The sequence below is a fragment of the Actinoplanes sp. SE50/110 genome (assembly GCF_900119315.1).
In the GTDB taxonomy this organism is placed as follows: Bacteria; Actinomycetota; Actinomycetes; order Mycobacteriales; family Micromonosporaceae; genus Actinoplanes.
This window is the reverse complement of the sequence record NZ_LT827010.1, coordinates 1174501-1198310: the sequence shown is the minus strand read 5'-3', so window position 1 is coordinate 1198310 and position 23810 is coordinate 1174501. Positions and strand designations below refer to the sequence as shown.

The 23810-nt window shown below is 72.6% G+C and carries 21 protein-coding genes; 8 read left to right on the top strand and 13 right to left on the bottom strand.

Annotation, left to right across the window (positions count from 1 at the left end; translation table 11 throughout):
- Positions 1-129: 129 nt before the first annotated feature.
- Complete coding sequence (locus ACSP50_RS05275; RefSeq protein WP_014688125.1) at positions 130-1236, bottom strand: FAD-dependent monooxygenase; 1107 nt, start codon at positions 1234-1236, stop codon at positions 130-132.
- Between the two features lie 275 nt (positions 1237-1511).
- Between ACSP50_RS05275 and ACSP50_RS05270 the strand changes: the two genes are divergently transcribed.
- Complete coding sequence (locus ACSP50_RS05270; protein ID WP_014688124.1) at positions 1512-2558, top strand: DNA polymerase ligase N-terminal domain-containing protein; 1047 nt, start codon at positions 1512-1514, stop codon at positions 2556-2558.
- A gap of 82 nt (positions 2559-2640) precedes the next feature.
- Entirely contained in the window at positions 2641-4056 is a 1416-nt protein-coding gene (locus ACSP50_RS05265) for a trehalase family glycosidase (RefSeq protein WP_014688123.1), read from the top strand.
- On the opposite strand, the gene ACSP50_RS05260 is transcribed toward ACSP50_RS05265, so the two are convergent.
- The 7 genes from ACSP50_RS05260 to ACSP50_RS05235 all read right to left on the bottom strand — a co-directional run bounded on the left by ACSP50_RS05260 (position 4053) and on the right by ACSP50_RS05235 (position 11198).
- Entirely contained in the window at positions 4053-5138 is a 1086-nt protein-coding gene (locus ACSP50_RS05260) for an S-(hydroxymethyl)mycothiol dehydrogenase (protein WP_014688122.1), read from the bottom strand. The two genes, ACSP50_RS05265 and ACSP50_RS05260, sit on opposite strands and share 4 nt — an antisense overlap.
- Before the next feature lie 10 nt (positions 5139-5148).
- Complete coding sequence (locus tag ACSP50_RS05255) at positions 5149-5598, bottom strand: MarR family winged helix-turn-helix transcriptional regulator (RefSeq protein ID WP_014688121.1); 450 nt, start codon at positions 5596-5598, stop codon at positions 5149-5151.
- A 184-nt stretch (positions 5599-5782) separates the two neighbouring features.
- Positions 5783-7441 (bottom strand): EAL domain-containing protein, encoded by a 1659-nt coding sequence (locus ACSP50_RS05250; RefSeq protein ID WP_014688120.1) that lies wholly within the window; start codon positions 7439-7441, stop codon positions 5783-5785.
- A gap of 1392 nt (positions 7442-8833) precedes the next feature.
- Positions 8834-9502 carry a hypothetical protein gene (locus ACSP50_RS05245; RefSeq protein ID WP_014688118.1) on the bottom strand — a complete coding sequence of 223 codons (669 nt, stop codon included), beginning with the start codon at positions 9500-9502 and terminating at the stop codon, positions 8834-8836.
- A gap of 90 nt (positions 9503-9592) precedes the next feature.
- Complete coding sequence (locus tag ACSP50_RS41565; protein WP_155123442.1) at positions 9593-9928, bottom strand: hypothetical protein; 336 nt, start codon at positions 9926-9928, stop codon at positions 9593-9595.
- 548 nt (positions 9929-10476) lie between these two features.
- Positions 10477-10743 carry a hypothetical protein gene (locus tag ACSP50_RS05240; RefSeq protein ID WP_014688117.1) on the bottom strand — a complete coding sequence of 89 codons (267 nt, stop codon included), beginning with the start codon at positions 10741-10743 and terminating at the stop codon, positions 10477-10479.
- Positions 10744-10829: 86 nt separating this feature from the next.
- The gene (locus ACSP50_RS05235) at positions 10830-11198 is read right to left on the bottom strand and encodes a hypothetical protein (protein WP_014688116.1); all 369 of its coding nucleotides are present in this window, start codon (positions 11196-11198) and stop codon (positions 10830-10832) included.
- A 448-nt stretch (positions 11199-11646) separates the two neighbouring features.
- Between ACSP50_RS05235 and ACSP50_RS05230 the strand changes: the two genes are divergently transcribed.
- The 3 genes from ACSP50_RS05230 (at position 11647) to ACSP50_RS05220 (ending at position 15389) form a co-directional block, all read left to right on the top strand.
- The gene (locus tag ACSP50_RS05230; RefSeq protein WP_014688115.1) at positions 11647-12942 is read left to right on the top strand and encodes an AAA family ATPase; all 1296 of its coding nucleotides are present in this window, start codon (positions 11647-11649) and stop codon (positions 12940-12942) included.
- A 36-nt stretch (positions 12943-12978) separates the two neighbouring features.
- Positions 12979-13989, top strand: a complete 1011-nt coding sequence (locus ACSP50_RS05225; RefSeq protein WP_014688114.1) for a beta family protein — start codon at positions 12979-12981, stop codon at positions 13987-13989.
- Between the two features lie 557 nt (positions 13990-14546).
- Positions 14547-15389: a bifunctional DNA primase/polymerase gene (locus ACSP50_RS05220; protein WP_043510863.1), complete on the top strand. Its 843-nt coding sequence runs from the start codon at positions 14547-14549 to the stop codon at positions 15387-15389.
- A 578-nt stretch (positions 15390-15967) separates the two neighbouring features.
- Here the strand turns inward: ACSP50_RS05220 and ACSP50_RS05215 are convergent.
- From ACSP50_RS05215 to ACSP50_RS05205, 3 genes are all read right to left on the bottom strand, one after another.
- Positions 15968-17755, bottom strand: a complete 1788-nt coding sequence (locus tag ACSP50_RS05215) for a SpoIIE family protein phosphatase (RefSeq protein WP_014688112.1) — start codon at positions 17753-17755, stop codon at positions 15968-15970.
- Positions 17756-17956: 201 nt separating this feature from the next.
- Positions 17957-19366 (bottom strand): hypothetical protein, encoded by a 1410-nt coding sequence (locus ACSP50_RS05210; protein WP_014688111.1) that lies wholly within the window; start codon positions 19364-19366, stop codon positions 17957-17959.
- Entirely contained in the window at positions 19363-20409 is a 1047-nt protein-coding gene (locus tag ACSP50_RS05205) for a hypothetical protein (RefSeq protein ID WP_014688110.1), read from the bottom strand. The genes ACSP50_RS05210 and ACSP50_RS05205 overlap by 4 nt, the downstream gene beginning before the upstream one ends.
- Positions 20410-20539: 130 nt before the next feature.
- Between ACSP50_RS05205 and ACSP50_RS05200 the strand changes: the two genes are divergently transcribed.
- Complete coding sequence (locus ACSP50_RS05200) at positions 20540-20824, top strand: DUF427 domain-containing protein (protein WP_014688109.1); 285 nt, start codon at positions 20540-20542, stop codon at positions 20822-20824.
- Between the two features lie 20 nt (positions 20825-20844).
- Here ACSP50_RS05200 and ACSP50_RS05195 read toward each other — a convergent pair whose 3' ends face one another.
- Positions 20845-21237, bottom strand: coding sequence for a hypothetical protein (locus ACSP50_RS05195; RefSeq protein ID WP_231956869.1), 393 nt, complete (start codon positions 21235-21237; stop codon positions 20845-20847).
- Positions 21227-21700 (bottom strand): YbaB/EbfC family nucleoid-associated protein, encoded by a 474-nt coding sequence (locus ACSP50_RS05190; protein ID WP_014688107.1) that lies wholly within the window; start codon positions 21698-21700, stop codon positions 21227-21229. Before ACSP50_RS05190 ends, ACSP50_RS05195 begins: the two co-directional genes overlap by 11 nt.
- 160 nt (positions 21701-21860) lie before the next feature.
- On the opposite strand from ACSP50_RS05190, the gene fxsA reads away from it, so the two are divergent.
- Positions 21861-22049 (top strand): FxSxx-COOH cyclophane-containing RiPP peptide, encoded by a 189-nt coding sequence (fxsA, locus tag ACSP50_RS05185; protein WP_014688106.1) that lies wholly within the window; start codon positions 21861-21863, stop codon positions 22047-22049.
- Between the two features lie 14 nt (positions 22050-22063).
- Positions 22064-23650 carry an HEXXH motif-containing putative peptide modification protein gene (locus ACSP50_RS05180; RefSeq protein WP_014688105.1) on the top strand — a complete coding sequence of 529 codons (1587 nt, stop codon included), beginning with the start codon at positions 22064-22066 and terminating at the stop codon, positions 23648-23650.
- Positions 23651-23810: the final 160 nt, after the last annotated feature.

Below are 23810 nucleotides of genomic sequence, written 5' to 3'. Positions count from 1 at the left end.
CCGTTGTCTCGTTCGTCCTACTCGGCACACCTCTGAAGATCGGGCGTACCTCGCTGGCGAGAATAGTCCCCCACCGACTTTCCGCCGTCGCGGGGTGACCAAAGGGCCACGCAGGACTAACGCGACCTGCTATACGGCGGGGACGAGACCCCGGTAGTGGTCGGTGAAGATCCGCAGGCCGCGACGGCGCAGCATCGGGTCGCGCAGCGACGGCGGCACGTCCCTGGTCCGGTCCCGCTCGCGGGTCCGGTCGCGCACCTCGGCGCATCGGGGGCGGCGGCGATCCTCATAGGCACGCAGCGCGACCGGGATGTCCCCCTCCGCCCGGCGCAGCTCCCGGCCCAGCACGAAGCCGTCCTCGAAGGACATCGCGGCACCCTGGGCCAGGGTCGGCGCGGTGGCGTGCGCCGCGTCGCCGACCAGCACCACCGGGCCGCGGGACCAGGACGGCAGGACCACCTCGTCGGTGCGGGCGACCGACACCTTCTCGATCCGGTCGAGGATCGCCGGGACCGGACCGCCGAACTGGCCGAACACCTCGCGCAGCCGCTCGATCGGGTCGGCCGGGTCAGGGGTGTCGGGCGCGGTCTCGTCGGCGTAGCAGTAGATCCGGCGACCGCCCATCGGCATCGCGACGAACTGGGCGCGCCGGCCCAGCACCGCGGTCCAGTCGGTGAGCGGTGGCCCGCCGGAGACCACCGCGCGGTAGACGATCTGGCCGGTGGGCACCGCGGGGCCGCCCAGGCCGATCCGCTCGCGGATCTGCGAGCGGCGGCCGTCGGCGCCGATCACCAGGTCGTACTCGGCCATGGCGCCGGTGGAGAACGCCACCTTGGCGGCCCCGTCGACGATCTCGACGTCGCGCACCTCGGTGTCGTAGCGCACCTCGCCGCCGACCCCGGTGAGCAGCACCTGCTGCAGGTCGGCGCGGGACAGCGCACGGGACTCGCCGACCCCGGCCCAGAGCCCGGCCACATCCATCTCGAACAGGTCGCGGCCGCGCGCGTCGAGGAAGACCTGCCGGAAGATCAGGTCACCCAGCGGGCGCAGCGGGACGTCGAGGCCGAGCAGGCGCAGCGCACGCGAGGCGTTGCCGGGCAGGTAGATCCCGGCGCCGGGGCTCATGGTGGCCGGCAGGGCCTCCACCACGTCCGGCCGGAAGCCCGCCACTCGCAGGCCCCGAGCGGCCGCCAGACCGGCGATGCCGGCGCCCACCACGAGGATGCGCAAGGTCATCGGCCAACGCCTTCCTGTCGATGGACACGCGTCGGAGCCAGAACACTACCGCGCGCAACGGTCACGGGAAACCCACGATCAACATCGACACCCCGCCCCGGCGTCCCCCGGCCGGGTGTTTCTCCGGCGGCGAAGGCGCGACCGGCGCGGGCCGGCGCGACCGCCCGGCGGACCCCGATCGCCTGGCGGGACGGACGCGGCTCAACAGTCATGCGACACCCGACCATCGGGGTACGACGATTCCGTGCGGGCGGGCCGGACGGCAGAATCGGACCATGCCGGACCGCCTGGACGAATACCGCCGCAAGCGGGATCCCGCCCGCACCCCCGAACCGGTGCCGCAGTCGCCACCGGCGCCGCGCGAGCCGGGCCGACGCTTCGTCATCCAGCAGCACCATGCCCGGAGCCTGCACTGGGATGTCCGGCTGGAGCGGGACGGCGTGCTCGTCTCGTTCGCCGTCCCGCGCGGCCTGCCCCGCGATCAGGCCCGCAACCACCTGGCCAAACACACCGAAGACCACCCGTTGGAGTATCTGGACTTCGCCGGCGAGATCCCGGCCGGCGAGTACGGCGGCGGCCGGATGACCATCTTCGACGCGGGCACATACGAGACCGGCAAGTGGCGGTCCGACGAGATCAGTGTCACGTTTCACGGTGACCGCACGAAGGGGCGATACGTCTTCTTCCAGACCGACGGGGCGGACTGGATGGTCCGCCGGATGGATCCGCCGGAGCCGGGCTGGGAGCCGATGCCCGCCGACCTGAGTCCGATGCTGGCCACCCGGGCCGGCACGCTGCCGCCCGACGACGCCGACTGGGGCTATGAGCTGGCCTGGGGCGGCCAGCGCGTACTGACGTACCTGAGCGGCGGAAGAGTGCGGCTGAGCGGACCCGGCGGCAAAGAGCTGATCTCGCTGTTTCCCGAGGTCCGGGCCTTGGGCCCGGCCCTCGCTCCGGTCGAGGCGATCTTCGACGGCGAGCTGGTGGCCTTCGACGGCACCCGTCCGGCGGCCGACCAGACCGCTCGCACGGCCAGGACCAGAAACCCCCGACCCGTTCAATTGCTGCTGTACGACCTTCTCTGGCTGGACGGTCATCGCACCACCGAGCTGCTCCGCTACGCCGAGCGGCGGGAACTCCTGGACGATCTGGCCCCGGCCGGCCCGCACTGGCAGACCCCGCCGTACTTCCCGGGCGGCGGTCGATTCGCCCTGGACGCGGCACGTTCGCAAGGCTTGTCCGGGGTCGTGGCGAAGCGGCTCGATTCGCCCTACCTTCCCGGACGCACGACCCGATTGTGGCTGGATATCGAGGTGAGTTGACGGGTACCCCGGTTACGTAGGACACATCAGTGGTACCGAAGATGCACCCGGCAGTTCGTTCAGAAACGCTGCGGCCGGTCCGATGGCGGGGGTTGCCGGCGACCGCAGTGGAAAGGGCCTCGACTTCACGATGCATCCGTCCCCGTCGTCATCCCCGGTCGCCGATCCGTCCGCCGAGCTGTGGCAGTCCGCGGTCCGCGTGCTGGACACCAACTGGTCCGGCGACCACACCGTGCCGTCGCGCCGCCTCTACCCGCATCAGTGGAGCTGGGACGCCGCGTTCATCGCGGTCGGGCTGGCCTACGTCAACCCCACCCGGGCCTGGCGGGACCTGCGCAGCCTGTTCGAGGCACAATGGCCGGACGGGCGGGTGCCGCACATCGTGTTCGACCCGGCGACCGCCGAGGACGACTACTTCCCGGGGCCGGGTTTCTGGAACGTGCCGGTCTACGCCGGCCGGCCGGCGCGGCGCAGCACCGGCCTGGTCCAGCCGCCGCTGCACGCGCTGGCCGCATGGGAGGTCTACCGCCACGCGGCGGCGCACGGCGCGGCCTGCGTCAGCGCGGCCCGCACCGAGCTGGCCTGGCTCTACCCGCGGCTGGTGGCCCAGCAGGAGTATCTGACCGAGCGGCGCGACGCCGGCGGGACCGGGCTGGCCTCCATCGTGCACCCGTGGGAGTCCGGGCTGGACAACAGCCCGGCGTGGGACCAGGCGCTGGCCGCGGTGCCGGCCGACCACACCCTGCTGGCTCGCTATCAGCGGCGGGATCTGGCCGTGTCGGACGCCGCGCACCGGCCGACCGACGAGGATTACGCCCGCTATGTCGGGCTGGTGCTCAGCTACCGGGACTCCGGCTATTCGGACAGCGAGCTGATCGAGCGGCACCCGTTCGTGGCCGAGTGCCCGGCGTACAACAGCATCCTGGCCGTCGCCGAACTCGCCCTGGCGCAGATCGCCGGAGTGCTGGGCCGGCCGGCCGACGCCGGGCGGCACCGGGACCGGGCCCGGGAGATCACCACGGCCCTGTCCCGCCGGCTGTGGGATCCGGCGAGCGCCTCGTTCCGGGTCCGGGACGCACGGACCGGGCGGCTCAGCCCGGCGCACTGCGTGAGCGGCCTGCTGCCGCTGATGCTGCCGGACCTGCCGGCCGAGCAGGTGCAGGCGATCATGGCGGATGTCCGCTCGGAGCGTTTCCGGCTGCCGGTGCCGAGCGTGGACCGGACGTCGCCGGCCTTCGACCCGCACCGGTACTGGCGCGGACCGGTCTGGGTGAACGTGAACTGGCTGCTGCGCCGCGGCATGCTGGTGCACGGTTTCCGCGGTGCGGCCGAGGAGCTGCGCCGGGCGCTGCTGCGGCTGGTGCACGAGCACGGCCACTACGAGTACTTCCACCCGGAGACCGGAGAGGGACTGGGGGCGCCGACCTTCGGCTGGACCGCGGCACTCTGCCTGGACCTGCTCGCCGACCGCTCGGCGCCCGCGTACTCCCGGACCTAGAAGACGACCACCGACCGCAGCACCTCACCGGTGTGCATCTTGGCGAACGCCTGCTCGACCCCGTCCAACGGGATCTCCTCGGTGACGAACGCGTCCAGGTCGAGCCGGCCCTGCCGGTAGAGCTCGGTCAGCATCGGGAAGTCCCGGCTGGGCAGGCAGTCGCCGTACCAGCTGGACTTCAGCGCGCCACCGCGGCCGAACACGTCGAGCAGCGGCAGCTCGATCGTCATGTCCGGGGTCGGCACGCCGACCAGCACCACCGTCCCGGCCAGATCACGGGCATAGAACGCTTGCCGGTACGTCTCGGGGCGGCCGACCGCCTCGACCACCACGTCGGCGCCGAAACCGCCGGTCAGCTCCCGCACCCGCTCGACCACGTCGTGGTCCCGGGCGTTGATCGTGTGGGTGGCGCCGAAACCGCGCGCCCACTCCAGCTTCCGGTCGTCGGTGTCGATCGCGATGATCGTGGTGGCCCCGGCCAGCGCCGCGCCGGCCACCGCGCCGTCGCCGACCCCGCCACAGCCGATCACCGCGACCGAGTCGCCGCGGGTCACCCCGCCGGTGTTGATCGCCGCGCCCAGGCCGGCCATCACGCCGCAGCCCAGCAGGCCGACCGCGGCGGCCCGGGCCTGCGGGTCGACCTTGGTGCACTGGCCCGCGTGGACCAGCGTCTTCTCGGCGAAGGCGCCGATGCCCAGGGCCGGGGCGAGCTCGGTGCCGTCCTCCAGGGTCATCCTCCGGGTGGCGTTGTGGGTGGCGAAGCAGTACCACGGCTTGCCCTTGGCGCAGGCCCGGCAGGTGCCGCAGACCGCGCGCCAGTTGAGGATCACGAAGTCACCGGGCGCCACGTCGGTCACCCCGGCGCCGACCGCCTCCACCACGCCGGCCGCCTCGTGGCCGAGCAGGAACGGGAAGTCGTCGTTGATCCCGCCCTCGCGGTAGTGCAGGTCGGTGTGGCAGACCCCGCACGTCTTCACCTGGACCACGGCCTCGCCCGGTCCCGGATCGGGCACCACGATGGTGGTCACCTCGACCGGCTTCCCCTTCGCCCGGGCGATCACGCCCCGCACCCGCTGACTCATGCGGCCCACCCTACGGTCTTTTCAGCAGTGCTTCAGCAAGCTTGCCGAGCTGCCGTGCCTGCGCCGGGGTGAGCCGGTCGAAGACCAGGTGCTGCACCGCCGCGGCGTGCCCGGGCGCCGTGGCGGCCACCTTCGCGAACCCCTCGTCGGTGAGCACGGCGAGCTGGACCCGGCCGTCGCCGGCATGCCGCTCGCGCCGCACCCAGCCCCGCTCCTCCAGCCGGGCGACCACGTGCGAGAGCCGGGACAGCGACGCGGAGGCCCGCTTGGCCAGGTGACTCATCGGGAGCCGGCGATCCGGATCCTCGGAGAGCGTCATCATCACCAGATAGCCCATGTGGGTCAGGCCGGCGTCGCGCTGCAGCTGCGCCTCCAGCGCCGCGGGGACCTTGACCAGCACCTCGACCAGGCTCCGCCAGACCGCCTGCTGCTCGTCGGTCAACCAGCGGGGCTCGTCCATGCTGGAAGGTTAGTGGCGTTCGGACAGTGCGGTATGGGCCGGGCGGACAGCATTCCACAGCGGGTCACCGAATCGATCGACTTACGTGAACCTCAGCGAGTAGGCTGTCCGAGGACTTTCCACCTCTGCACCGACGCCGGAACCGGCTGGCTGGGGGGCCTCGGCCGGTTCCGGCGTCGTGTGCCTACAGGGCGGCGTCGGGCAGCTCACCCGGGATCACCGGGGAGGGGCGGCCGATCAGATATCCCTGGACGTAATCGACACCCAGCTCGCGCAGCATCCGCAGGGTGGCGTCGTCCTGGACGAACTCGGCGACGGTGTGGATGCCGTACGCCTGGCAGACCTGCACCAGCGCCCGGACCAGCACCTGGTCCTGCGGGTTGCCGACCAGATCCACCACGTACTCCCCGTCGATCTTGACGAGGTCGATCGGGAAGAGCCGCAGGTAGCGGAACGACGCGTAGCCCGAGCCGAAGTCGTCGAGCGCCAGCGAGCAGCCCAGGTCACGGATCCGGTCGGCGAACCGGCGGGCCTCGCTCAGATTCCCGATCAGCGCGGTCTCGGTGATCTCGAAGGTGAGCTGCTCCGGGTTCACCCGGTACTGCGCGAGCAGGCGTTCCACCTCGTCGGTGAGCCGCGGGTCGCCGACCGAGCGGCCGGACAGGTTGATCTGCAGGCCCATCCCGGGCTGCTCGGCGGCGAGCCGCATGGCCCGCTCGACCACCCACAGGTCGATGTCGAAGACCGCGTCGAGGCGTTCCGCGGTGTCCAGCACGTGGATCGGCGACTGCGGGCCCTCCGCCTCGTCCAGCACCCGCAGCAGCAGCTCGTGTCGGGTCACCCGGTTGCTCTGCAGCTCCAGGATCGGCTGCGAGTAGAGGGTGAACCGGTCGGTGCCGAGCGCGTCGGCCACCCGGGTGCGGTAGGAGCCCTGCCGGTCGCGGGCCGGCACCGGGTGCGCGATCAGGGTGAGTGGCCGTTCCGCCTCGCGGGACTGCCGCCAGGCCTGCTCCGCGTCGATCAGCAGATCGTGGCTGCCCGCCTCGGCGTCCGGCCGGAACCGGACCAGACCGCCCCAGACCAGCGCCCCGGACTCCGCGCGCATCGTGTCGACCAGCGCGGCCGCCTGCTTGCGGGCCGCCGACCAAGGGGTACCGGCCAGCAGCACCGCGATCTCGGCGGTGCCGACCCGGCCGAGCAGCCGGTCCGGCCCGACCCGGCACTCCAGCAGCCGGGCGGCGCCGCGCAGCAGCTCCTCCCCCGTGCCCTCGCCCTGCACCCGCAGCACCAGCAACGCACCGGCCGCCCGGCGCAGCGCCCGGTCGATCTCGTCGGCGAACCGGGCCCGGGTCAGCAGCCCGGTCACCGGGTCGGGGTCGACCAGCGAGGACTGGACGGTCTCCCCGCGACGGGTGAGCCGGACGTCCTCGCGGCGGGCGCGTTCCCGGTCGGTGACGTCGCGGATCGTGCCGCGGATGCCGCGGACCGTGCCGTCCGGGCTCATCATCGGCTCCAGCCGGCAGTCCACATCGAACCAGCCGCCGTCGGCGCGCATCAACCGCACCGTGGCCCGCACCGGCGTCCGGGTGGTCCACGCCTCGGTGATCGCGCCGAGCGCGGTGGCCAGGTCGTCCCGGTGCACGTAGCGGGTCAGCAGCTCGCGGGTCCGCTCCCGGTCGGCGGGCACCCGGCCGAGCATCGCGGACAGCGGCGCGGACCAGACGATCTGATCACTGGCCGCGGTGTAGGAGAACCACGCGGCGCGGTCCTCGACCGGCGGGCGCGGCTCGGGCAGCGAGGCGGTCGGAGGCGCCCAACGCTCGCGTTCTTCGGGCACGGTCATCCGACGGCACCTCCCCCCTCGCGCACGACTGCTCCGCCTGCCACCAAGACCCCTCACCTATTACGACCTGTCACCGGGCCGTAGTAACAGTGGACGCCAGCGTCAAAGTTTTGACGTATCCGTCAGGCAAGGCCAGGAGCAGGGAATTATCGCCCATCCAGAGTAACGAAACAACCGAACGGTGGACCGCTTTCCGCCGCGAATCCACCGAAAAGCGTCGCGTTCTCCATGACGGACAGTCACTGCTCGTGTCGGCCCTGGAACCATGTGCGATCTCCTACCCGCAAGGAGCCGTCCACATGCACGCCACGTTTCCAAAACCCTGCGCAGCGTGATCGTCACTCCGTGGCGGGCCCGATCCCCCACTCGGCGATCCGCCGCCGGACCGGCCGCATCGCCGGCATCCGGTCTCCCGGGTGGGTTCAACCGGTCAGACCTCCTCGGGGTCACGGCCTACCGCGGACCGGCCGCCGTCGAGCGGGATGACAGCCCCGTTCAGGAAGCGGCCGCGTCGGACAGCAGGAATGCCACAACATCGGCCACCTCCGCCGGACGTCCCCGCCGCATTGTCGACCCAGCCCCGCAACGGCGCCGCGGCCGCCCGAACTCCCGCCCAGCCACCGCCAAGTCTCGCCCCATATCCCGACCATCCACCGTCGGCAGGTCCCGTCCCGCATCAACCATCCGCCGCCAGGGAATCCCCCCATCCGCACCGCCCTCTGCCCTGCACCGCTGGCCTATCGATCGTGATCGTCCAACCGTAAGCCGGCGCGGACATACCGGAGTGCAGCCCGCGGACTCCAGCCGAGAACCGCAGCCTCGAGACGACCTGACACGCAAGGCGGGAACCAGCAACGATCGATGCCACCGGAAGCTGGAGCGGGATCGGGTGATGCCGTCGGCACGCAGGGCGGAACCGGTGGATGCCGCCCAGGGCGGGGGGCGACATCCACCGGGCGGCTCCGGCCCGCCGCGGGCGGTGGTCCTGTTGAGTTTCATCGAAGCTGACCCTCAGCCCAGCACCCCGCAGCCTGGAGCTCGGCCAGCATGAGCCCTGAAGCCCGGGCTGGGGCCAGACTCCTGCCCCGGTCGGGCTTAGGTGGCGGGCGGGCTTGGTGGCCGGCGGGCTTAGGTGGCGGGCGGCCTGGGCTGCGGTCGGTCTGGGCCGCGGTCCGGCCGGTTTCGGGCCCGGGAACGGGGAAGCGGACCCGTTCCCGGAGGCGCGGAGCTCCGGTGGATCAGAGCAAGGTTCGATGACTCAGAAACTCGGCGAACAGCAAGCCGGGTGGTCAGAGAGCCCGGCGAATCAGCAAGCTTGGCGAATCAAGGCGCTTGATGCATCAGGGATCGCGGCGGATCAGGTAGCCGGTGGATCGGGACACCACATACCGATCAGGGGAACTGCATGCGCCGGGGGCGCGGGATGACCGGCGGTGGGAGCGGCAGGTCGTCGAGGTGGCTCCAGTTGAGCGTGCCGTTGTCGGTGGATTTGACCTCGCCGAGGCAGGCGCGGAGCAGGCCGAGGTTGGGCGCCCCGGCGTACCCGGCGATGACCACCTCGGGCTTCGGGTCGATCTGGGCGATGGCGGCGCAGATCTTGGCCACCTCGCGTTCGTCGACCGCGTCCAGTGGCAGCGGCGACTCGATGGGCGAGCGGCGCCAGGGTGGCCCGAACCGCCCGAGCAGCTCCCGTGCGAGCCGGCCGAACGACCGGCCCACCTCCGCGTCGGCCATCGACAGGCGTGCGGACTGCCCGTAGCACCACGGGACCACGATGTGCCCGTTGATCAGCACCAGCTGATAGACCGACCGCGGCACGCTGATGATCTCGGCTCCGGGTAGCGTGCCGAGGAAGAGCACCAGCTCCTCGTACGGCAGCGGCCAACGCGGATTGCCCAACACGCGCTCCACGGTCTGTGTCATGGCCGGGTGCGCGTGCACCTCACGATCGATTGCCGTGCTCAGCGCCTCGGGCACGCGAGTCCACAGCTCGTCGGCGATCTTGTCGCCGAACTGCTCGACCAGCCAATCGCTGGGACCGACGAGAACGTCTGGACGCATTTCCCCACCACCACCGTCCGTGATGTCGACGTCACTGCTGGCTAGAAGAGTTGCACTTCCGATGATCGACTGGAAGGGCCCGCAACGAGATCATAAAAACAAGCATGAATGAAATCGCGCATGCCGACCAAAGGCTCGCCACAGCGACGGGGCATCGAGCCGAGAAGCATCGAAACTTGCAACTTGCGCATCGAAGCGCGGGCGCAAGTTGCAGGCCTGATCCGCTTTTCCCCGTACCCCATATTGAACACCCAACTTATTTCCGGCCGGTGACAGAGAAGCAAACAGGCTTTCGCTCGCCATGATCAAATAGTCCGTCACCTGCGAACCGGCTACCTGGCTGATCGTTTCCCCACGCACTCCGAAGTGGACCTGCGAAACGGAAAGTTCTTCCATGGCCTGCAAGCCACTTTCATCGAGATCCACCTGGGCGGACCTGGAGCTGTGCAACCGGGCAAACCCCTGACTCCTACGCAACTCGAGACGACCCTCTGTCGGATTCCCGTCAGAAAGCCCCACTCGTTGATCAAAGAGTCGCTGCAAACGCTCTCCGACACCCACACCCGCCTAATGATCTTGCCCAGCCCCCGCGCCCCCTCTCCGATCTTCACGGGCCGCCCCGAGACCGCCCTCGATCACGCCTGCGTTCGCCGGACCCCGAATGACTTCACGGAAGGGGAATGGCACCGAACCACACGGATCGGACCGAGACAAACGGTCGACAATCCCGACACCATTCGCTTCCGGCGCACCCGGTCCACAATTTCCGCACACCCGAATAGCGGAAGCGTCCGAGGCGTGATCACCCATTGTCGCGAACGCATCCCCGTCGCTGCCCGTACCAAACCTATTGCGCCATCAGTTTCGGACCCGTCCCGTTCTGCGGGCCGAACAGGCCGCCACCAGCGCCCGCCCGGTCGCCGATTCGAGACCGACCGTGTCCGCGGTGGCCGCCCGCACCGCCTCGGCCGGCGTCACCCGCGCCGCCCGCACGGTCGTCGGGACGACCGCGGCGGTGTCCGCCGGCGTCCGTCGTCGGATCTCGTCCCCAGCTCCCATCCGAGCAGCTCATCACGCGGCCCGACGGTGACGCTGACCAGCCCGTCCGGGCTGCGCGCCGTACCGGCCGGCCGATGGATCCGGGCGGACAGCTCGCGTGCCGAGCGGGCCCGCTGGGCCGCCTCCGACCGCCACTCACCGATCAGAAACCGCACGTCGTCCATGTCGTACGCGTCATTCATCGCGTGCCTCCCTCGCCGCGGCCGGTTCGCGCCGCAAACGCTAGCGACGATCCCGAGATCACGGAGAGGCCTGTGGACAACCTCGGTCAGCCCGGGTCGACGGTGTCCCAGGAGTAGTCGAAGCCGTCCGGCGGGAGCCGCCATTCGCGCAGCACAGTGAGGAGTTCGGACTCGTCGGCGGCCTGCGCGCAGCGCAGCCGGACGGCGCCCGGCGGGTCGTAACCCTCCAGCCGGTCCGCTTCGTACTCCCACTGCGTGACCAGGAAGCTGCGGCCGGTGTCACTGCGCGCCGCGCCCGCGCGAAGGGCGTCCTCGTCCGCGGAACGGCCGCTCGGAACGATGTGCACGAACGACCAGCGATGCGGCTGCGAGGCCGGGACCAGCATCGCCAGCCGGCGGCCGAGTCGCAAGGCCGCCAGCTTCGGAGCCGGCCAGTGCCATTCACGATGATCCATGACAGCCCGCAGCGTACCCAGGAAAGGTTTCGACAATGCATGCCGGCCCGCCGCGGGACGGATCGACACCCTTTCGAGGGATCCCGGGCGCGGCGTGCCGCGGCGCCCGGCAGACCATTCCGGCGCGCGATCCGCGGTCCGCTCCCGCGCCGCCGAAGATGTCCGCCGTACGGCCATTTCCGCTGCCCCGAGGGCCGATGCAGTTTCGGTATGGCCGAATGTCCGCCCGCCACGCGAGACGAACCGTTCCCGCGTGCACCCCCACCGCCCCAGGCACCGGCTCCCACAGGGGCCACCCGCGTCCCCGCGAAGTGCTCAGCGCCGCCCGTCCGCCCAGGCAGCGGCCGATGCCACCGGTCCGGCCGGCGTCGGCACCGACGGGCGGCAGCCGGCCGAGCGCTGTCCACACCCCGGATTTTCGGTCGGCCGATCGCGCTACCGTGCCCGGGTGAGTTACATCAGCCCGGCCGAGGAGGCCGCCACCGTGATCGCCGCGGTGCTCCGGGATCTGCGGTCCCACCGGCACCGGGGCGTCGTCGTCGACTCGCCGCCCGGCGCCGGCAAGTCGACTCTGGTGGTGCGCGCGGCCGGGGAGCTGGCCGCCACCGGCGAGCCCCTGATGATCGTCGCGCAGACCAACGAGCAGGTCGACGACCTGATCGAGCGGCTGGGTGCGCGCTCCCCCGACATCACCGTCGGCCGCCTCTCCGCGGTCGACTACGAGCGCTCCGACCGGGTCAAGGAGCATCCGCACTGCCGTGTCGCGGCCAAGGTGGCCGACCTGGCCGGTCCTGCGGTCACCATCGGCACGGCGGCCAAGTGGGCCACCGTCGCCGAGGGCAGCTGGCCGTGGGCGATCGTCGACGAGGCCTATCAGATGCGGTCCGACGCGCTGCTCCGGGTCGCGCCCCGGTTCGAGCGGGCGCTGTTCGTGGGCGACCCCGGCCAGCTCGACCCGTTCTCCACTGTCGAGGTCGAGCGCTGGACCGGGCTGTCCTGGGATCCGATGCAGAGCGCCGTCGCGGTGCTGCTGCGACACAACCCCGAGTTGCCGGTGCACCGACTGCCGGTCTCCTGGCGGCTGCCGGCGTCCGCCGCGCCGGTGGTGGCCGAGGCGTTCTATCCGTTCACCGGTTTCCGCTCCGGCACCGGCCCGGGCGACCGCACCCTGCATTTCGAGGCGCCCGGCGAGACTCCGCTGGACCAGGTGCTGGACACCGCGGCGAAAAGCGGCTGGGGCCTGCACGAGCTGCCCGCCCGGTTCACCCTGCGCACCGACGCGGAGGCGGCGGCGGCCTGCGCCCAGCTCGCCGCCCGGGCGCTCGCCCGTGGCGGCGTCACCGAGTCCGAGGCCGGGTCGGGTCCGCTCACCCCGGGTCGGATCGCGATCGGCGCCGCGCACCGCGACCAGGCCGCGGCGATCCGCGCACTGCTGCCCCCGGAGGCGGCCGGCATCACCGTCGACACGGCGAACCGGCTCCAGGGCCGGGAGTACGACCTCACCGTGGTCCTGCATCCACTGTCCGGCCGGCGGGACGCCACCGCCTTCCACCTGGAATCCGGGCGGCTCTGCGTGCTGACCTCCCGACATCGGCACGCCTGCGTGGTGGTGGCCCGGGCCGGCATCCCGGAGCTGCTCGACGCGCACCCGTCCACCGAGCCGGTGCACCTGAACGTTCCGGTCAAGTTCCCCGATGGATGGGAGGCGAATCAATCGATGCTGGCGCATTTGTACCGTCGGTAAACCACCGGCGACCGTCGATGCGACTACCTTGAGGGTATGACGCCCAACGGGGCTTATCGACCGATTCTCCGGCCACGTCGCGGCGAGTTCACGGCGCTGGCACACCTGTCCGCGGACGAGGCTGCCCGGATCACGCCGATCGTCGAGTTGGATCCCGAAGTCAGCATCATCCCGCTGCTCCGGGAACTACGACCACGGACCGGGGAACTGGCGCTCGACTTCGGGCACGTGCCGGAGCCGACGGCGACCGCGGAGCAGCCACTCGCCCTGGCGGAGCGACTGTTCCGGCTCGGGGTGGCCACGGTGCCGGTGCTGCGGCCGTACGAAAGCGGTCGTCGCCTGGTGTCGCACGGCCTGGCCGCGCGGATGCACCGGCGGCGCGCGGTCCTGCGGATCCAACCGCACGTCGACGCGGGGAATCCGGCCCGGGCCGACGCGATCGCCGACCGGGTGCTGGCCATCACCGCACTCGACCCGAACGAGGTCGACCTGCTGATCGACCTGGCCGAGACGCCCTGCCTGGCGCACGCCGACGAGGTCGAGGAACGGGCCCGCCGGGTGCTGCGCTGGGCCCGGTTGATGCCGTGGCGGTCGGTTAGCGTGGGTTCCGGTGCGATGCCGCCCAACCTGGACGACCTGCCCACCGACCGGCCGGTGGCGGTCGGTCGACTGGACGCCCGGGTATGGGAACGGCTCGGCGACCCCGGGGTGGGCTACGCGGACTACGGGGTCACCTCACCGGTGCGCCGGCTCGGCGTGCAGCATCACCGGCAGTTGCCGACGTTGCGGTACACCACCGAGTCGGACTGGTGGATCTACCGGTGGGCACGGCGCGGCGGCCGCAGCGACGACCGCTGCCACGACCTGTGCCGCACCCTGGTCACCTCACCGCAGTGGCCATCCGCGGGCGCCCGATTTTCGTGGGGCGACGCCGAGATCGCCCGCCGCGCCCGCACCGCGCGCGGGGCGGGCAGCTCGGCGAGCTGGATCGCCTGGAGCACGTCCCACCACATCTCCCACGTCCTACGCACCCTCCCCACGGGCTGACCCGCCACCGACGCCACGCGCTTTCCCCCGAAGCAACGTCGGCATCCTCAGCCGCGCCGCGCCGCGCCGCGGCCGGCCGGGCGAGGCGGGCCGGGCCAGGCCGGGCCGGGCCGGGCCGGGCGGGCCAGGCCGGGCCGGGCGGGCCAGGCCGGGCGGGCCAGGCCGGGCGGGCGGGGCTGGCGGGGCGGGCCCGCGGCTCGGAGAGCGGGGCCGAGCAGAACGGGACGGGCAGTCGCGTGGAGCGGGTCAAACGGCTCAGCGAGCTCGGCGGGCGTCCTGGCAGAGCGGGCCCACCGCAGCTCAGCGAGCTCGGCAGGCATCCCGGCAGAGCGGGCGACCAAGCAGCTCGGCGAGTTAGGCGGGCGTCCCGGCAAGGCAGACCAGACGAGGCAAGCCAGGCGAGGCGTTAGCGGCAGGGCGGAAGGGTGGCCGGGCCGGGGTGAGGGGCGCGCATTGCCGGCGAAGTCGGGCGACGGAGCGGTGCCGGTGGAGGGGCGGTGCATCGGGAGCGGGAACGGGCACTGCCGGGGGGCGGAATTTGTCGTACGGTTGTTCTAATGTCGCTTACGGCTGCGCTGGCCTATGCCCGGCACGGGATACCTGTCCTGCCGGTGCATTCGCCTGAGCGGGATGGTGTCTGTTCCTGCGGGAAGGGGGCCCGATGCGACAGTCCCGGGAAGCATCCGCGGTTGCGGCATGGGCTGAACGAGGCGAGTACCGACCCGCGCCAGATCGAGCTCTGGTGGGCGCACTGGCCGCGGGCCAATGTGGGGTTGCGGACCGGCGTGGTGATGGACGTGGCCGACATCGACTCGGCGGAGGGCTGGCACGGGCTGCGCCACCTGCTCGACGGCGACATCCCGGCCGGGCCGCAGGTGCGCACCGGGTCGGGCGGCCGGCATCTGTGGTTCCACCCGACCGGGTACGGCAACCGGGTTCGGCTGCTGCCCGGCCTCGACTGGCGTGGCGTGGGTGGATACGTGCTGGCCCCGCCGTCGCGGCATGTCGCCGGTACCGGATACACCTGGATTCGGCGGCCGGGTCACGGGCTGCCGATCAGCCCGGCCGCGCTGCGCGCCATGATCGCCGGGCCGCCCCCGGCACCGCTGCGGCCGGTCGCGCATCCGGACCGGTATGCGGAGGCCGCGCTGGACGCCGAAGCCGACCGGGTGGCCCGGGCCACCGTGGGCTGCCGCAACGACACGCTGAACCGCGCCGCCTTCGCCCTGGGCCGCTTCGTCGGCGCCGGCCTTCTCGACGCCGGATCGGTCCGGCGCGAGCTGGAGCATGCCGCACGCCGGGCCGGCCTGGGTGAGGCCGAAATCCGCGGCACCATCCGCTCCGGTCTCACCGCCGGCCGGCGACAACCGTTCGCCCACACCCCGGACCACGCCGCCTGACATACCTAGGAGCATCCACCGGACCACCAACCCCGCCCCCCGTAACAGCCGGGGCACGAGAGCGCGGCAAGCGCGGGCATGAGGGGGCACGGGCATGGGCACGAGTGCGCGCGGGCGCGAGCACCGCACGAGTGCGCGAGCACCGCACGAGTGCGCGCGGGCGCAAGCACGGCACGAGTGCGCGCGGGCACGAGCACGGCACGAGTGCGCGCGGGCGCAAGCACGGCACGAGTGCGCGCGGGCGCAAGCACGGCACGAGTGCGCGCGGGCGCAAGCACCGCACGAGTGCGCGCGGGCGCAAGCACCGCACGAGTGCGCGCGGGCGCAAGCACCGCACGAGTGCGCGCGGGCACGAGCACCGCACGAGTGCGCGCGGGCACGAGCACCGCACGAGTGCGCGCGGGCACGAGCACCGCACGAGTGCGCGCGGGCACGAGCACCGCACGAGTGCGCGCGGGCACGAGCACGGGCGCGAACACGCGGCGGACACGGGTGCGAGGCCGGTAGGACCGGGTCGGGCAGGGGTGGCGGCGGACCGAAAGCAGGCCGCAGGGCGAAAGAACCGGGGCGAGGCGGGATCAGCCGGTGAGCCGGACCAGCAGGAGGGCTATGTCATCGGTGCGGCGCGGGGCGACCTCCAGCAGCCGGGCGCACAGTTCGTCCCCGGGGAAGGCGGAGCTTTCCCGCAGCCGTTCGGCCAGGCGGGCGACGCCGTCGTCGAGGAGCTGGTCGCGGTCCTCGACCAGGCCGTCGGTGTACAGGACCAGGGTGGAGCCGGGCGGCACGTAACGGATGGTGGTGGTGCGGTCGCTGGGAACGGGGAGACCGAGCAGTGGTTCCGGCGGGACCCACCACACCTGTACCCGGCCGTCGGGCAGCAGGAGCAGCGGTGGCGGGTGGCCGGCGTTGGCGAAGCTGATCGCGTACCCGGACCAGGACTGGCGGACCCGGGCCAGCACGGCGGTGGCGGCGGCCGGCACGCGCAGGCCGTGCAGGGCCTGGTCGAGCTGGGTGAGCAGGGCGCCCGGCTCGTCAGGGCGGCCGTAGGCGTCGCCGCGGACCAGGTTGCGCAGCTGGCCCATGGTGGCGGCGGCTTCGATGTCGTGGCCGGAGACGTCGCCGACCGCGACCATCACGCTGCCATCCGGCTGGGCGAACGCGTCATACCAGTCGCCGCCGACCGCGGCGCCGTCCTGGGCGGGCAGGTACCGGGCGTGCAGTTCGACGCCGGGCAGGTCGGGCAGCTCGGTGAGCAGGCTGCGCTGCAGGACCTCGGCGACGTGGCGCTGCTCGCGGTACAGCCGGCTGTTCTCGACGGCCAGCCCGGCGCGGCGGCCGATCTCGGCGGCGACGCGTTCGTCGGCGGCGGTGAACGGGGCCTGGTCGGGACCGTTGACCAGCAGGACGGAGCCGACGACGCGGCGGCGGACCGGGGAGATGATCGGGGCCACGACCGACGAGCCGAGGCCGGCGACGGTGGCGAGCTCGGCGATCTCGGTGTCGCTGACCTTGCCGCGGAGCAGGTCGGTGCCTTCGGCGCGGCGGGGTGGGCGGCGGGCCGCGGTCGCCAGGGTGCGCAGGTCGGTGCGGGACCGGGCGGTCAGCTCGGCGAGCCGGGACATGTCGGCGTTCCGGGTCGGGTCGCGATGGGCGGCGACGACCCGCGGCTGGTCACCATAGGTGATCACACACCAGTCGGCGAGCCGGGCCGTGACGAGGCTCCCGAGGCGGTGCATCGCCTCGTCCAGGTCCATGGTGGCGGCCAGTGACTCGGTCAGGTCGGTGAGCAGCTCCAACTGGTGGTGCGCGGACTCGGCGGCGCGCCGGGCGTCCTCGGCGGCGGCCCGGGCGATCCGCAGGCAGACCTCCGACGAACAGACCGCAGCCAGCTCGGTGAGCAGGGTGATCTCACTCTGCGTCCAATTCCGGGGTTCGTGGTCGGCCGCGCACAGGGCGCCGACGACCAGGCCGTCCGGGTCGGTGATCGGGGCGCCGGCGAAGGCGATCGCACCCAGCTGCTCGATCGACGGGTTGCCGCGGGTGCGCAGGTCGACGCGGACATCGGGGATGACCACGAGGCGGCCGTTGACGACGACGTGCCGGCTGAACGAGTGGGTCAGCGGCATGCTGCGCCCGCTGGCGAACGGCTCCGGCATGCCGACCTGCCCGGCCAGATGCTGACGCTCGGCGCCGACCAGGCTGACCACTCCGAGCGGCGCGTCGACGAGCTTGCGGACCAGCATCGCGACCCGGTCGAACGCCTCGTCGGGCCCGGGCTCACCGAGCCGCCGCACCGAACGCAGGCGCACCGGATCGGCGAGCACACTCTGCTCGGTGTCGCCGATGACGTCCCACTGCAGCACCATCGCCCCCCGGCCGGTTCGCCTGCCAGGCTACCGGCGCGAGGCCCGCCGGCGCCGTCGTGCACCCGACCCGATCATCCGTTTCCGGTCACCCGATCGGTCGACAGAGCGGCCGATCATCCGGAAGGCGACCCCTTTCAGGATCAACTGCAGGATCGCCATGCAGACGTCGTACGCAGCGGGCGGTCGGTGGATCGCCGCGGGTCAGATGGGCACCTCGACGGTGGGTGGACCGCCGTGGGTCCACGGCGTTTCGGACGGATCAGGCAGCGCGCCGCCCCGGCGGAACTCCTCGCTGAGGGTGGTCAGGATGAGCCGCTCGCCGACCACCGGCACACTGCCCGGCTCGGCCACCAGCTTGCGCCCCATCCCCCCGGACAGCTCCAGCAGCACGTCGAACTCCGGCCCGACCGCCGTCACCGAGATCACCCGGGCCTTCTGGGACGGCCGCGCCGGTGAGGTCAGCGACGTGCCCGCCGCCACCCGGACCGGCTCCCCGGTCCGCACCATGATCCGCGGCCGCAGCACCGGCCGTTTCCCGCTGTCGTCGATCCGATCCGGCGCGGCCAGCGTCACCACCCCGGCGAACGCGGCCCCGGCCAGCCGGTACTCCGCCAGCACCAGCGGATCGTCGAAGGCCCGCTGCACCGCGTACCGGGACGCCGCCGTCTCCAGCCGCTGCAGCCGGGCGGCCGCCGCGACCGCGCCGTCCCGCCGGGGCTGCGGCGCCCCGCCCTCGGCCAGGTGCTGCGCGAACGCGGTGTACGCGTCCTTGTCCGCGTCCCACCGCAGCCCGACCCGCTCCCCCACCGGCAGCCGGCGCAGCAGGTTCGGCACCCGCCACATCCGTTCCCAGGTGGGCGTCATCAGGTCACGGAGCACGTCGGACATCTCCGGCGCGCGTCGCTCGATCAGTGGCGCCAGCACCCGGTTGTCGAAGTCCGGGTCGGTGGCCGGCCCGGCGATCGGCCCGTTCTCGACCGCCCGGGCCGCCGCGGCGCCCTCCTCGATCCACGCCATCAGCACCGCGAGTTGCGCGTCCTCGGTGCCGCTCTGCCCGGTCGCCCAGTGCAGCCCGAGCGCCTGCACGGCGTTGACCAGCAGCGCCGACCCGGGCACTTCGGCGCTGTTGGCGAAGAAGGTGAGCCACCGACCGAGCAGCGGCACGGTGGCCGGCACCGGGTGTTCGCCGTCGACGGTGCGGAACCGGGTGGAGCGCCCGAACAGGCGCAGGAAGTCGACGCCGGCCGGGTTCGGCACCCAGATCTGGGGCGCGTCGGCGTACCGGGTGCGCACGTCCTTGCCCCGGTCGACGGGCACGTCCTCGGTCACGTCGGCGAAGGAATCGACGTACGCCGCAATGATCTGACCGAGACGGTCGGCGAACCGGAACCGCTCGTCGCGGTCGCGCGGCTGGCTGACCACCAGGAGTTCCGGCGTAGCCGGGTCGGTGCCGACCAGGGCGGCCAGCGGCGCGTTGGCTTCGCCGGCCATCGCGAGCGGGATCAGCACCAGCGGATGCTCGTGGACGTGCAGGTGCCGCACGGTGGCGATGGGCTGGGCGCGCCCGGCGGCGACCGCCTGTGCCCGGGCGAGCGCGGTGAGCGTACTCAAGAAAGGGCTTCTTCGCGGAGCCGGAGGGCGGCCCGCAGGAGGGCGGCCGCCTCCTCCTGCTCCGCGGTGGGCGCCTGCGCGCCGGAGGCGAGCGCCAGCACCTCGCCGATGGTCTCGACCCCGCCGAGCGCCTCGCGCACCGGCCGGCCGAGCGCCGCCGTCGTCCCGTTCGCCTCGTGCCGACAGTAGACGGAGAGTTCGCAGGTGGACAGGCATTCCGGGGCGTAGCGCGGGGCGATGTGCCCGAGGGCGACGGTGAGTTCCGCGGCGGGTCGTTCGAGGTCGAAGGTCAGCCCGGGCGGCAATGCCTCGACGAGCGCGCCGACCGACGCCATCCGGGCCAGCTGGCGGCGCAGCGTGGACAGCTGTTTGCGGACGTCGAGCCGCACCGGGACCGGGCGCATCGCGAAGTTCTCCGGGCAGACCAGGACCACCTCGTGATCGACGAGCTGGGGGTCCATCCCGAGCCGGCCGAGCAGCTCGCGCAGCGCGAGCACGTAGACCGCGGCCTGGGTGGCCGCCCCGGACACCTTGGCGCTGTCCGCCTGCCCGTCGATGATCGCGAACGACTTGATCTCGACCACCTGCAGCCGGCCCTCGTGCGCGTAGGCGACCAGGTCGGGTTCCAGGTAGACGGTCTGCCCGGCCACCTCGAGGGTGAGCATCGGGTGGTCGATCAGCGCGGCCTCGGCGGTGGACAGCAGCGTGGCGGTCCGGGCGTGCCGGTCGCCGAGCGTGTCGTCGGTGTCGGGGCCGAGGTCCTGATACGGCGACGCCGAGGAGGCGCCGAGCACCGTGCGCAGCAGGGCGCAGTCGTCGGCCTTGAGCATCGCCTCGAACGCGTTGCCCCGGGACAGCGCGAACCGGGACTGGCCGAAGCTGCCCGGGAAGCCGACCGTCTCGGCCAGTTTCAGCTTGTCGACCCCGGCCGCGTCGAGGACGGCCCGCCGGTTGCAGCCGGGGTTGCCGGTGAGCGCGGCGATCGTGCGCGCGTTGTGCCGCTTCGCCTTACCGGAGCCGCGCAGCTCGTCAAGCCGGGTCATCAGCGCCCTTCTTGATCGACAGATCAGGGGAAGTCTACGGCAGGACGGCAATCCGGCCGCGGTTCACCCGCGAGAGGTGAATAAAACGCACATATCAGTCACAAATCCGGCGGCGCGCTAGGTTCGGAGCATGCCGAAGGCCATCTGGAACGACGAAGTGATCGCGGAGAGCGACGACACCGTGGTGCTCGAGGGGAACTATTACTTCCCGCTCACCTCGGTCCGTGAGGACGTGCTCATCCCCTCCGACACGCACACCGTCTGCCCGTGGAAGGGCAAGGCGTCGTACTACTCGCTGCGCGCCGACGGACGGACCGCCGCCGACGCCGCCTGGTACTACCCCGATCCGAAACCGGACGCCGCGGCCGTCCGGGACCGCGTCGCCTTCCGCAAAGACGTGCAGGTGGAGATCTAGACCCGCCCCCGGGGGCCCACTCACGCGATGCGCGGGTGGGCCTCCTCGATCGCGGACACCTCCAGGTAGTCCAGCATGTCCCGCTGCTCGGCGGGATCCAGCGCCCGGAAGGCGGCATACGCCTCGGCCCGGGCGTTCTCGGTCTCCGCGGCCAGCAGCGCGATGATCGCCGACCAGGCCAGCGACACCCGGTCGAACAGGCGCGCCCGACGCAGCGAGGTGAGCCGGGTCAGCATCGCCACCTTCGCCACCGCGTCGTCGTCACCGGCCAGCCGGTCACAGAGCTCGAAAAGCGCCTTGCCCCGGTACGGGTGCTCGGCCTCGACCATCCGGGCCAGCTCGGCGTTGTCCATCTGGTCGACCGCCGGGGCCGGACCGCGGCGCGGCAGGCGGGGACTCGGCTCAGCGTGCACGACTGTCCCGCCCACCCTCGTAGCCGTTGCCCGGCGACTGATGCGGCAACGTCGGCACGGCGCTGAACGACGGGAACGGCGGCGCCGACGGCATCACCGGGGCCGGCGGCACCTCGTCCGGAGCCGGGAACCGGGACGCGAAACCGTCCAGCACGGCACGACCCGTCTCGGTCTCCGCGCCCACCGTCGACGCGACCGCCTCGGCCACCCGGCCGGCCAGCGCCGCCTGCGCCCGGTGAATGGTCAACAGGATCTCGGCGGCCAGCCCCGGCGCGCCCAGACCCAGCGACCGCTCGTCCAGCTCCAGCCCGGTCACGTTACCCGAACTCGCCACGGTGACCCGCACCGCACCGCCGGCCCCGGCCGCCGACGCACGCAGCGTCGCCACCCGGTCGGCCAGCGCGGCGGCCGCACCCCCGGAGCGGGATGCGCCGTCACCGACGCCCAGCTCTCCACCCAGCACGATTCGCCCTCCGTTACCGACTTGCGGCAGTGACGTCCCATGAGATCACGGCCGCGCCATCCCCGCGAGCACCCACGGTAGCGACTCCCGGCGCTCACCCGACCCGGCGACCGCCGTAACCTTCAAGCAACGCATCGACCGCCACGATCGAGGGGGTGCCGTGGGAAGTGTTCAGCCGGACGACGGACACGCGCCGGAGTGGCACTCCGCGATGATCGACGTCTCCGAATCCTCCCTGGCCGAGCTCGTCGTCCGCGACGATTCCGCCCTGGACCGCTGCCTGCGCCGGCTGGCCGCCACCCGATCCGGGCCGAGCGAACAGATCGCCGGCTTCAACTCGGCGCTCTGACCACCAGGATCCCGTTGCGCCAGTTCCGCCTCGCCGACGCCGCCCTCGCCGACCTCGGCGCCGGACGGCCGTCCCCCGCCACCCTCGGCCTGCTGCGCCGAGCGCAGCTCAGCCGCAATCTGCTCCTCCTGCGGCAGCTGCGGCGATCTGTCACCGAAAAGCCGATCTGGTACGCGCGACTGGCCGCCCTGTCGCCCCAGGACGCCCGCACCCGCATCGTCGATCCGATGACCGGCCTGTGGGCCGCCCACGCCCTCACCACACCCCCACACGGCCTGGACGCGCCGCTGGAGCCGGTCGGGCACCTACTCACGGTCACCTGCGCCGGGCGGGAATTGACCGTGCGGCTGGACGACCGGAGTCCCCTGCGGCACCTGCTCGGCCTGCCACCGGCCGACCCGTTGACCGCCGCCGAGGTCACTCACTGGCAGGAGTGCCTCGAAGCGGCATGGCGGATTCTGGTCACCCGGCACCCGGCCGCCGCGGACACCCTCGCCGCCGTGCTGCGGGTGATCGTCCCGGCCCGTCCTGATCCACTCGCCGAAGGCGTGAGCGCGACGTCGGCCGAGGCGTTCGGCGCGGTCGCCATGTCCACCCCGATCACCGGCACCGGGATGGCCCTGGCCCTGCTGCACGAGACCCAGCACAGCGTGCTGAACGCGGTGAACGGCCTCTTCGACCTGGTCGAACCCGGCGGCGCACCCGGCTACTCGCCGTGGCGGGAGGACCCACGCCCGGCGTCCGGGATTCTGCACGGGGTCTATGCGTTCCTGGCGGTGACCCGCTTCTGGCGCACCGCGATCCGCGCGGGTGGGGCTCCGGCCGGCAGCGAGGCGGAGTTCGAGTTCGCCCGCTGGCGCACCGCGGTCCACGAAACCGCCGGCCGCCTCCTACGCGCCGGCGAGCCGACGACGGGCATAGCACGGCAGGCTGCCGGCGAGCCGACGACGGGCACAGCACCGCAGGCTGCCGGCGAGCCGATCACCGGCGAAGCACGACCGGCTGCCGGCGAGCCGACCGCGGTCGGGACCCGACCGGCTGCCGGCGAGCTGACCGCGGCGGGGCGGCGGCTGGTCGGTGCGTTGCGGGACGAGGTGGAGCCGTGGCTGGCGGAGCCGCTCGACCCCGAGGTGACCCGGCTCGCCGACCTGGCCCGGACCGATCATCACGCGCGCTGGCGTCTGCGGAACCTCGCTATTCCGGCAGAGGGACTGAAAGCGCTCGTCAGCGCGTGGGCGGCGGAACGTCCCGCACCGGCCGTCGAGTCCACGGTGGCCGAACGACCGCGACGGGAGGAGCCCCACCACCGGCTGCGACTGATCCGGGCCCGGCTGCGAGGGGATCACCGGTTCCCGGCGGAGGCGCGGGAGACCACGACAGCGGCCGCGGACGACGCCTGCCTGGATGGGCGATGGCAGGACGCGCTCACGGCGTACGCAACAATTCTTGGCCAGGACCGCGACGACGCCGCGGCCTGGAGCGGGCTCGCCCTCGTCTCGCCGCTGCCCGCCCTGCGCCGCAGGCCGGAGCTGGTCCGCGCCGCCGCCGCGGCGCTGCCCGGAGCGGACATCGCGGTGCTCGCCGCCTGGCTCTCCCGCTGACCCGACGCCGCCGCGGCGCCGCTGCCCGGAGCGGACATCGCGGCGCTCGCCGCCCGGCTCTACCGCCGACCCGACGCCGCCGCGGCGCCGCCGCCCGGAGCGGACATCGCGGCGCTCGCCGCCCGGCTCTACCGCCGACCCGACGCCGCCGGCCGGGACG

Bases quoted from the DNA above. Each gene is read 5' to 3' on its own strand.
- ACSP50_RS05275 (WP_014688125.1), bottom strand. From the start codon at position 1,236: ATGACCTTGCGCATCCTCGTGGTGGGCGCCGGCATCGCCGGTCTGGCG.
- ACSP50_RS05270 (WP_014688124.1), top strand. From the start codon at position 1,512: ATGCCGGACCGCCTGGACGAATACCGCCGCAAGCGGGATCCCGCCCGC.
- ACSP50_RS05265 (WP_014688123.1), top strand. From the start codon at position 2,641: ATGGCGGGGGTTGCCGGCGACCGCAGTGGAAAGGGCCTCGACTTCACG.
- ACSP50_RS05260 (WP_014688122.1), bottom strand. From the start codon at position 5,138: ATGAGTCAGCGGGTGCGGGGCGTGATCGCCCGGGCGAAGGGGAAGCCG.
- ACSP50_RS05255 (WP_014688121.1), bottom strand. From the start codon at position 5,598: ATGGACGAGCCCCGCTGGTTGACCGACGAGCAGCAGGCGGTCTGGCGG.
- ACSP50_RS05250 (WP_014688120.1), bottom strand. From the start codon at position 7,441: ATGACCGTGCCCGAAGAACGCGAGCGTTGGGCGCCTCCGACCGCCTCG.
- ACSP50_RS05245 (WP_014688118.1), bottom strand. From the start codon at position 9,502: ATGCGTCCAGACGTTCTCGTCGGTCCCAGCGATTGGCTGGTCGAGCAG.
- ACSP50_RS05240 (WP_014688117.1), bottom strand. From the start codon at position 10,743: ATGAATGACGCGTACGACATGGACGACGTGCGGTTTCTGATCGGTGAG.
- ACSP50_RS05235 (WP_014688116.1), bottom strand. From the start codon at position 11,198: ATGGATCATCGTGAATGGCACTGGCCGGCTCCGAAGCTGGCGGCCTTG.
- ACSP50_RS05225 (WP_014688114.1), top strand. From the start codon at position 12,979: ATGACGCCCAACGGGGCTTATCGACCGATTCTCCGGCCACGTCGCGGC.
- ACSP50_RS05220 (WP_043510863.1), top strand. From the start codon at position 14,547: ATGTCGCTTACGGCTGCGCTGGCCTATGCCCGGCACGGGATACCTGTC.
- ACSP50_RS05215 (WP_014688112.1), bottom strand. From the start codon at position 17,755: ATGGTGCTGCAGTGGGACGTCATCGGCGACACCGAGCAGAGTGTGCTC.
- ACSP50_RS05205 (WP_014688110.1), bottom strand. From the start codon at position 20,409: ATGACCCGGCTTGACGAGCTGCGCGGCTCCGGTAAGGCGAAGCGGCAC.
- ACSP50_RS05200 (WP_014688109.1), top strand. From the start codon at position 20,540: ATGCCGAAGGCCATCTGGAACGACGAAGTGATCGCGGAGAGCGACGAC.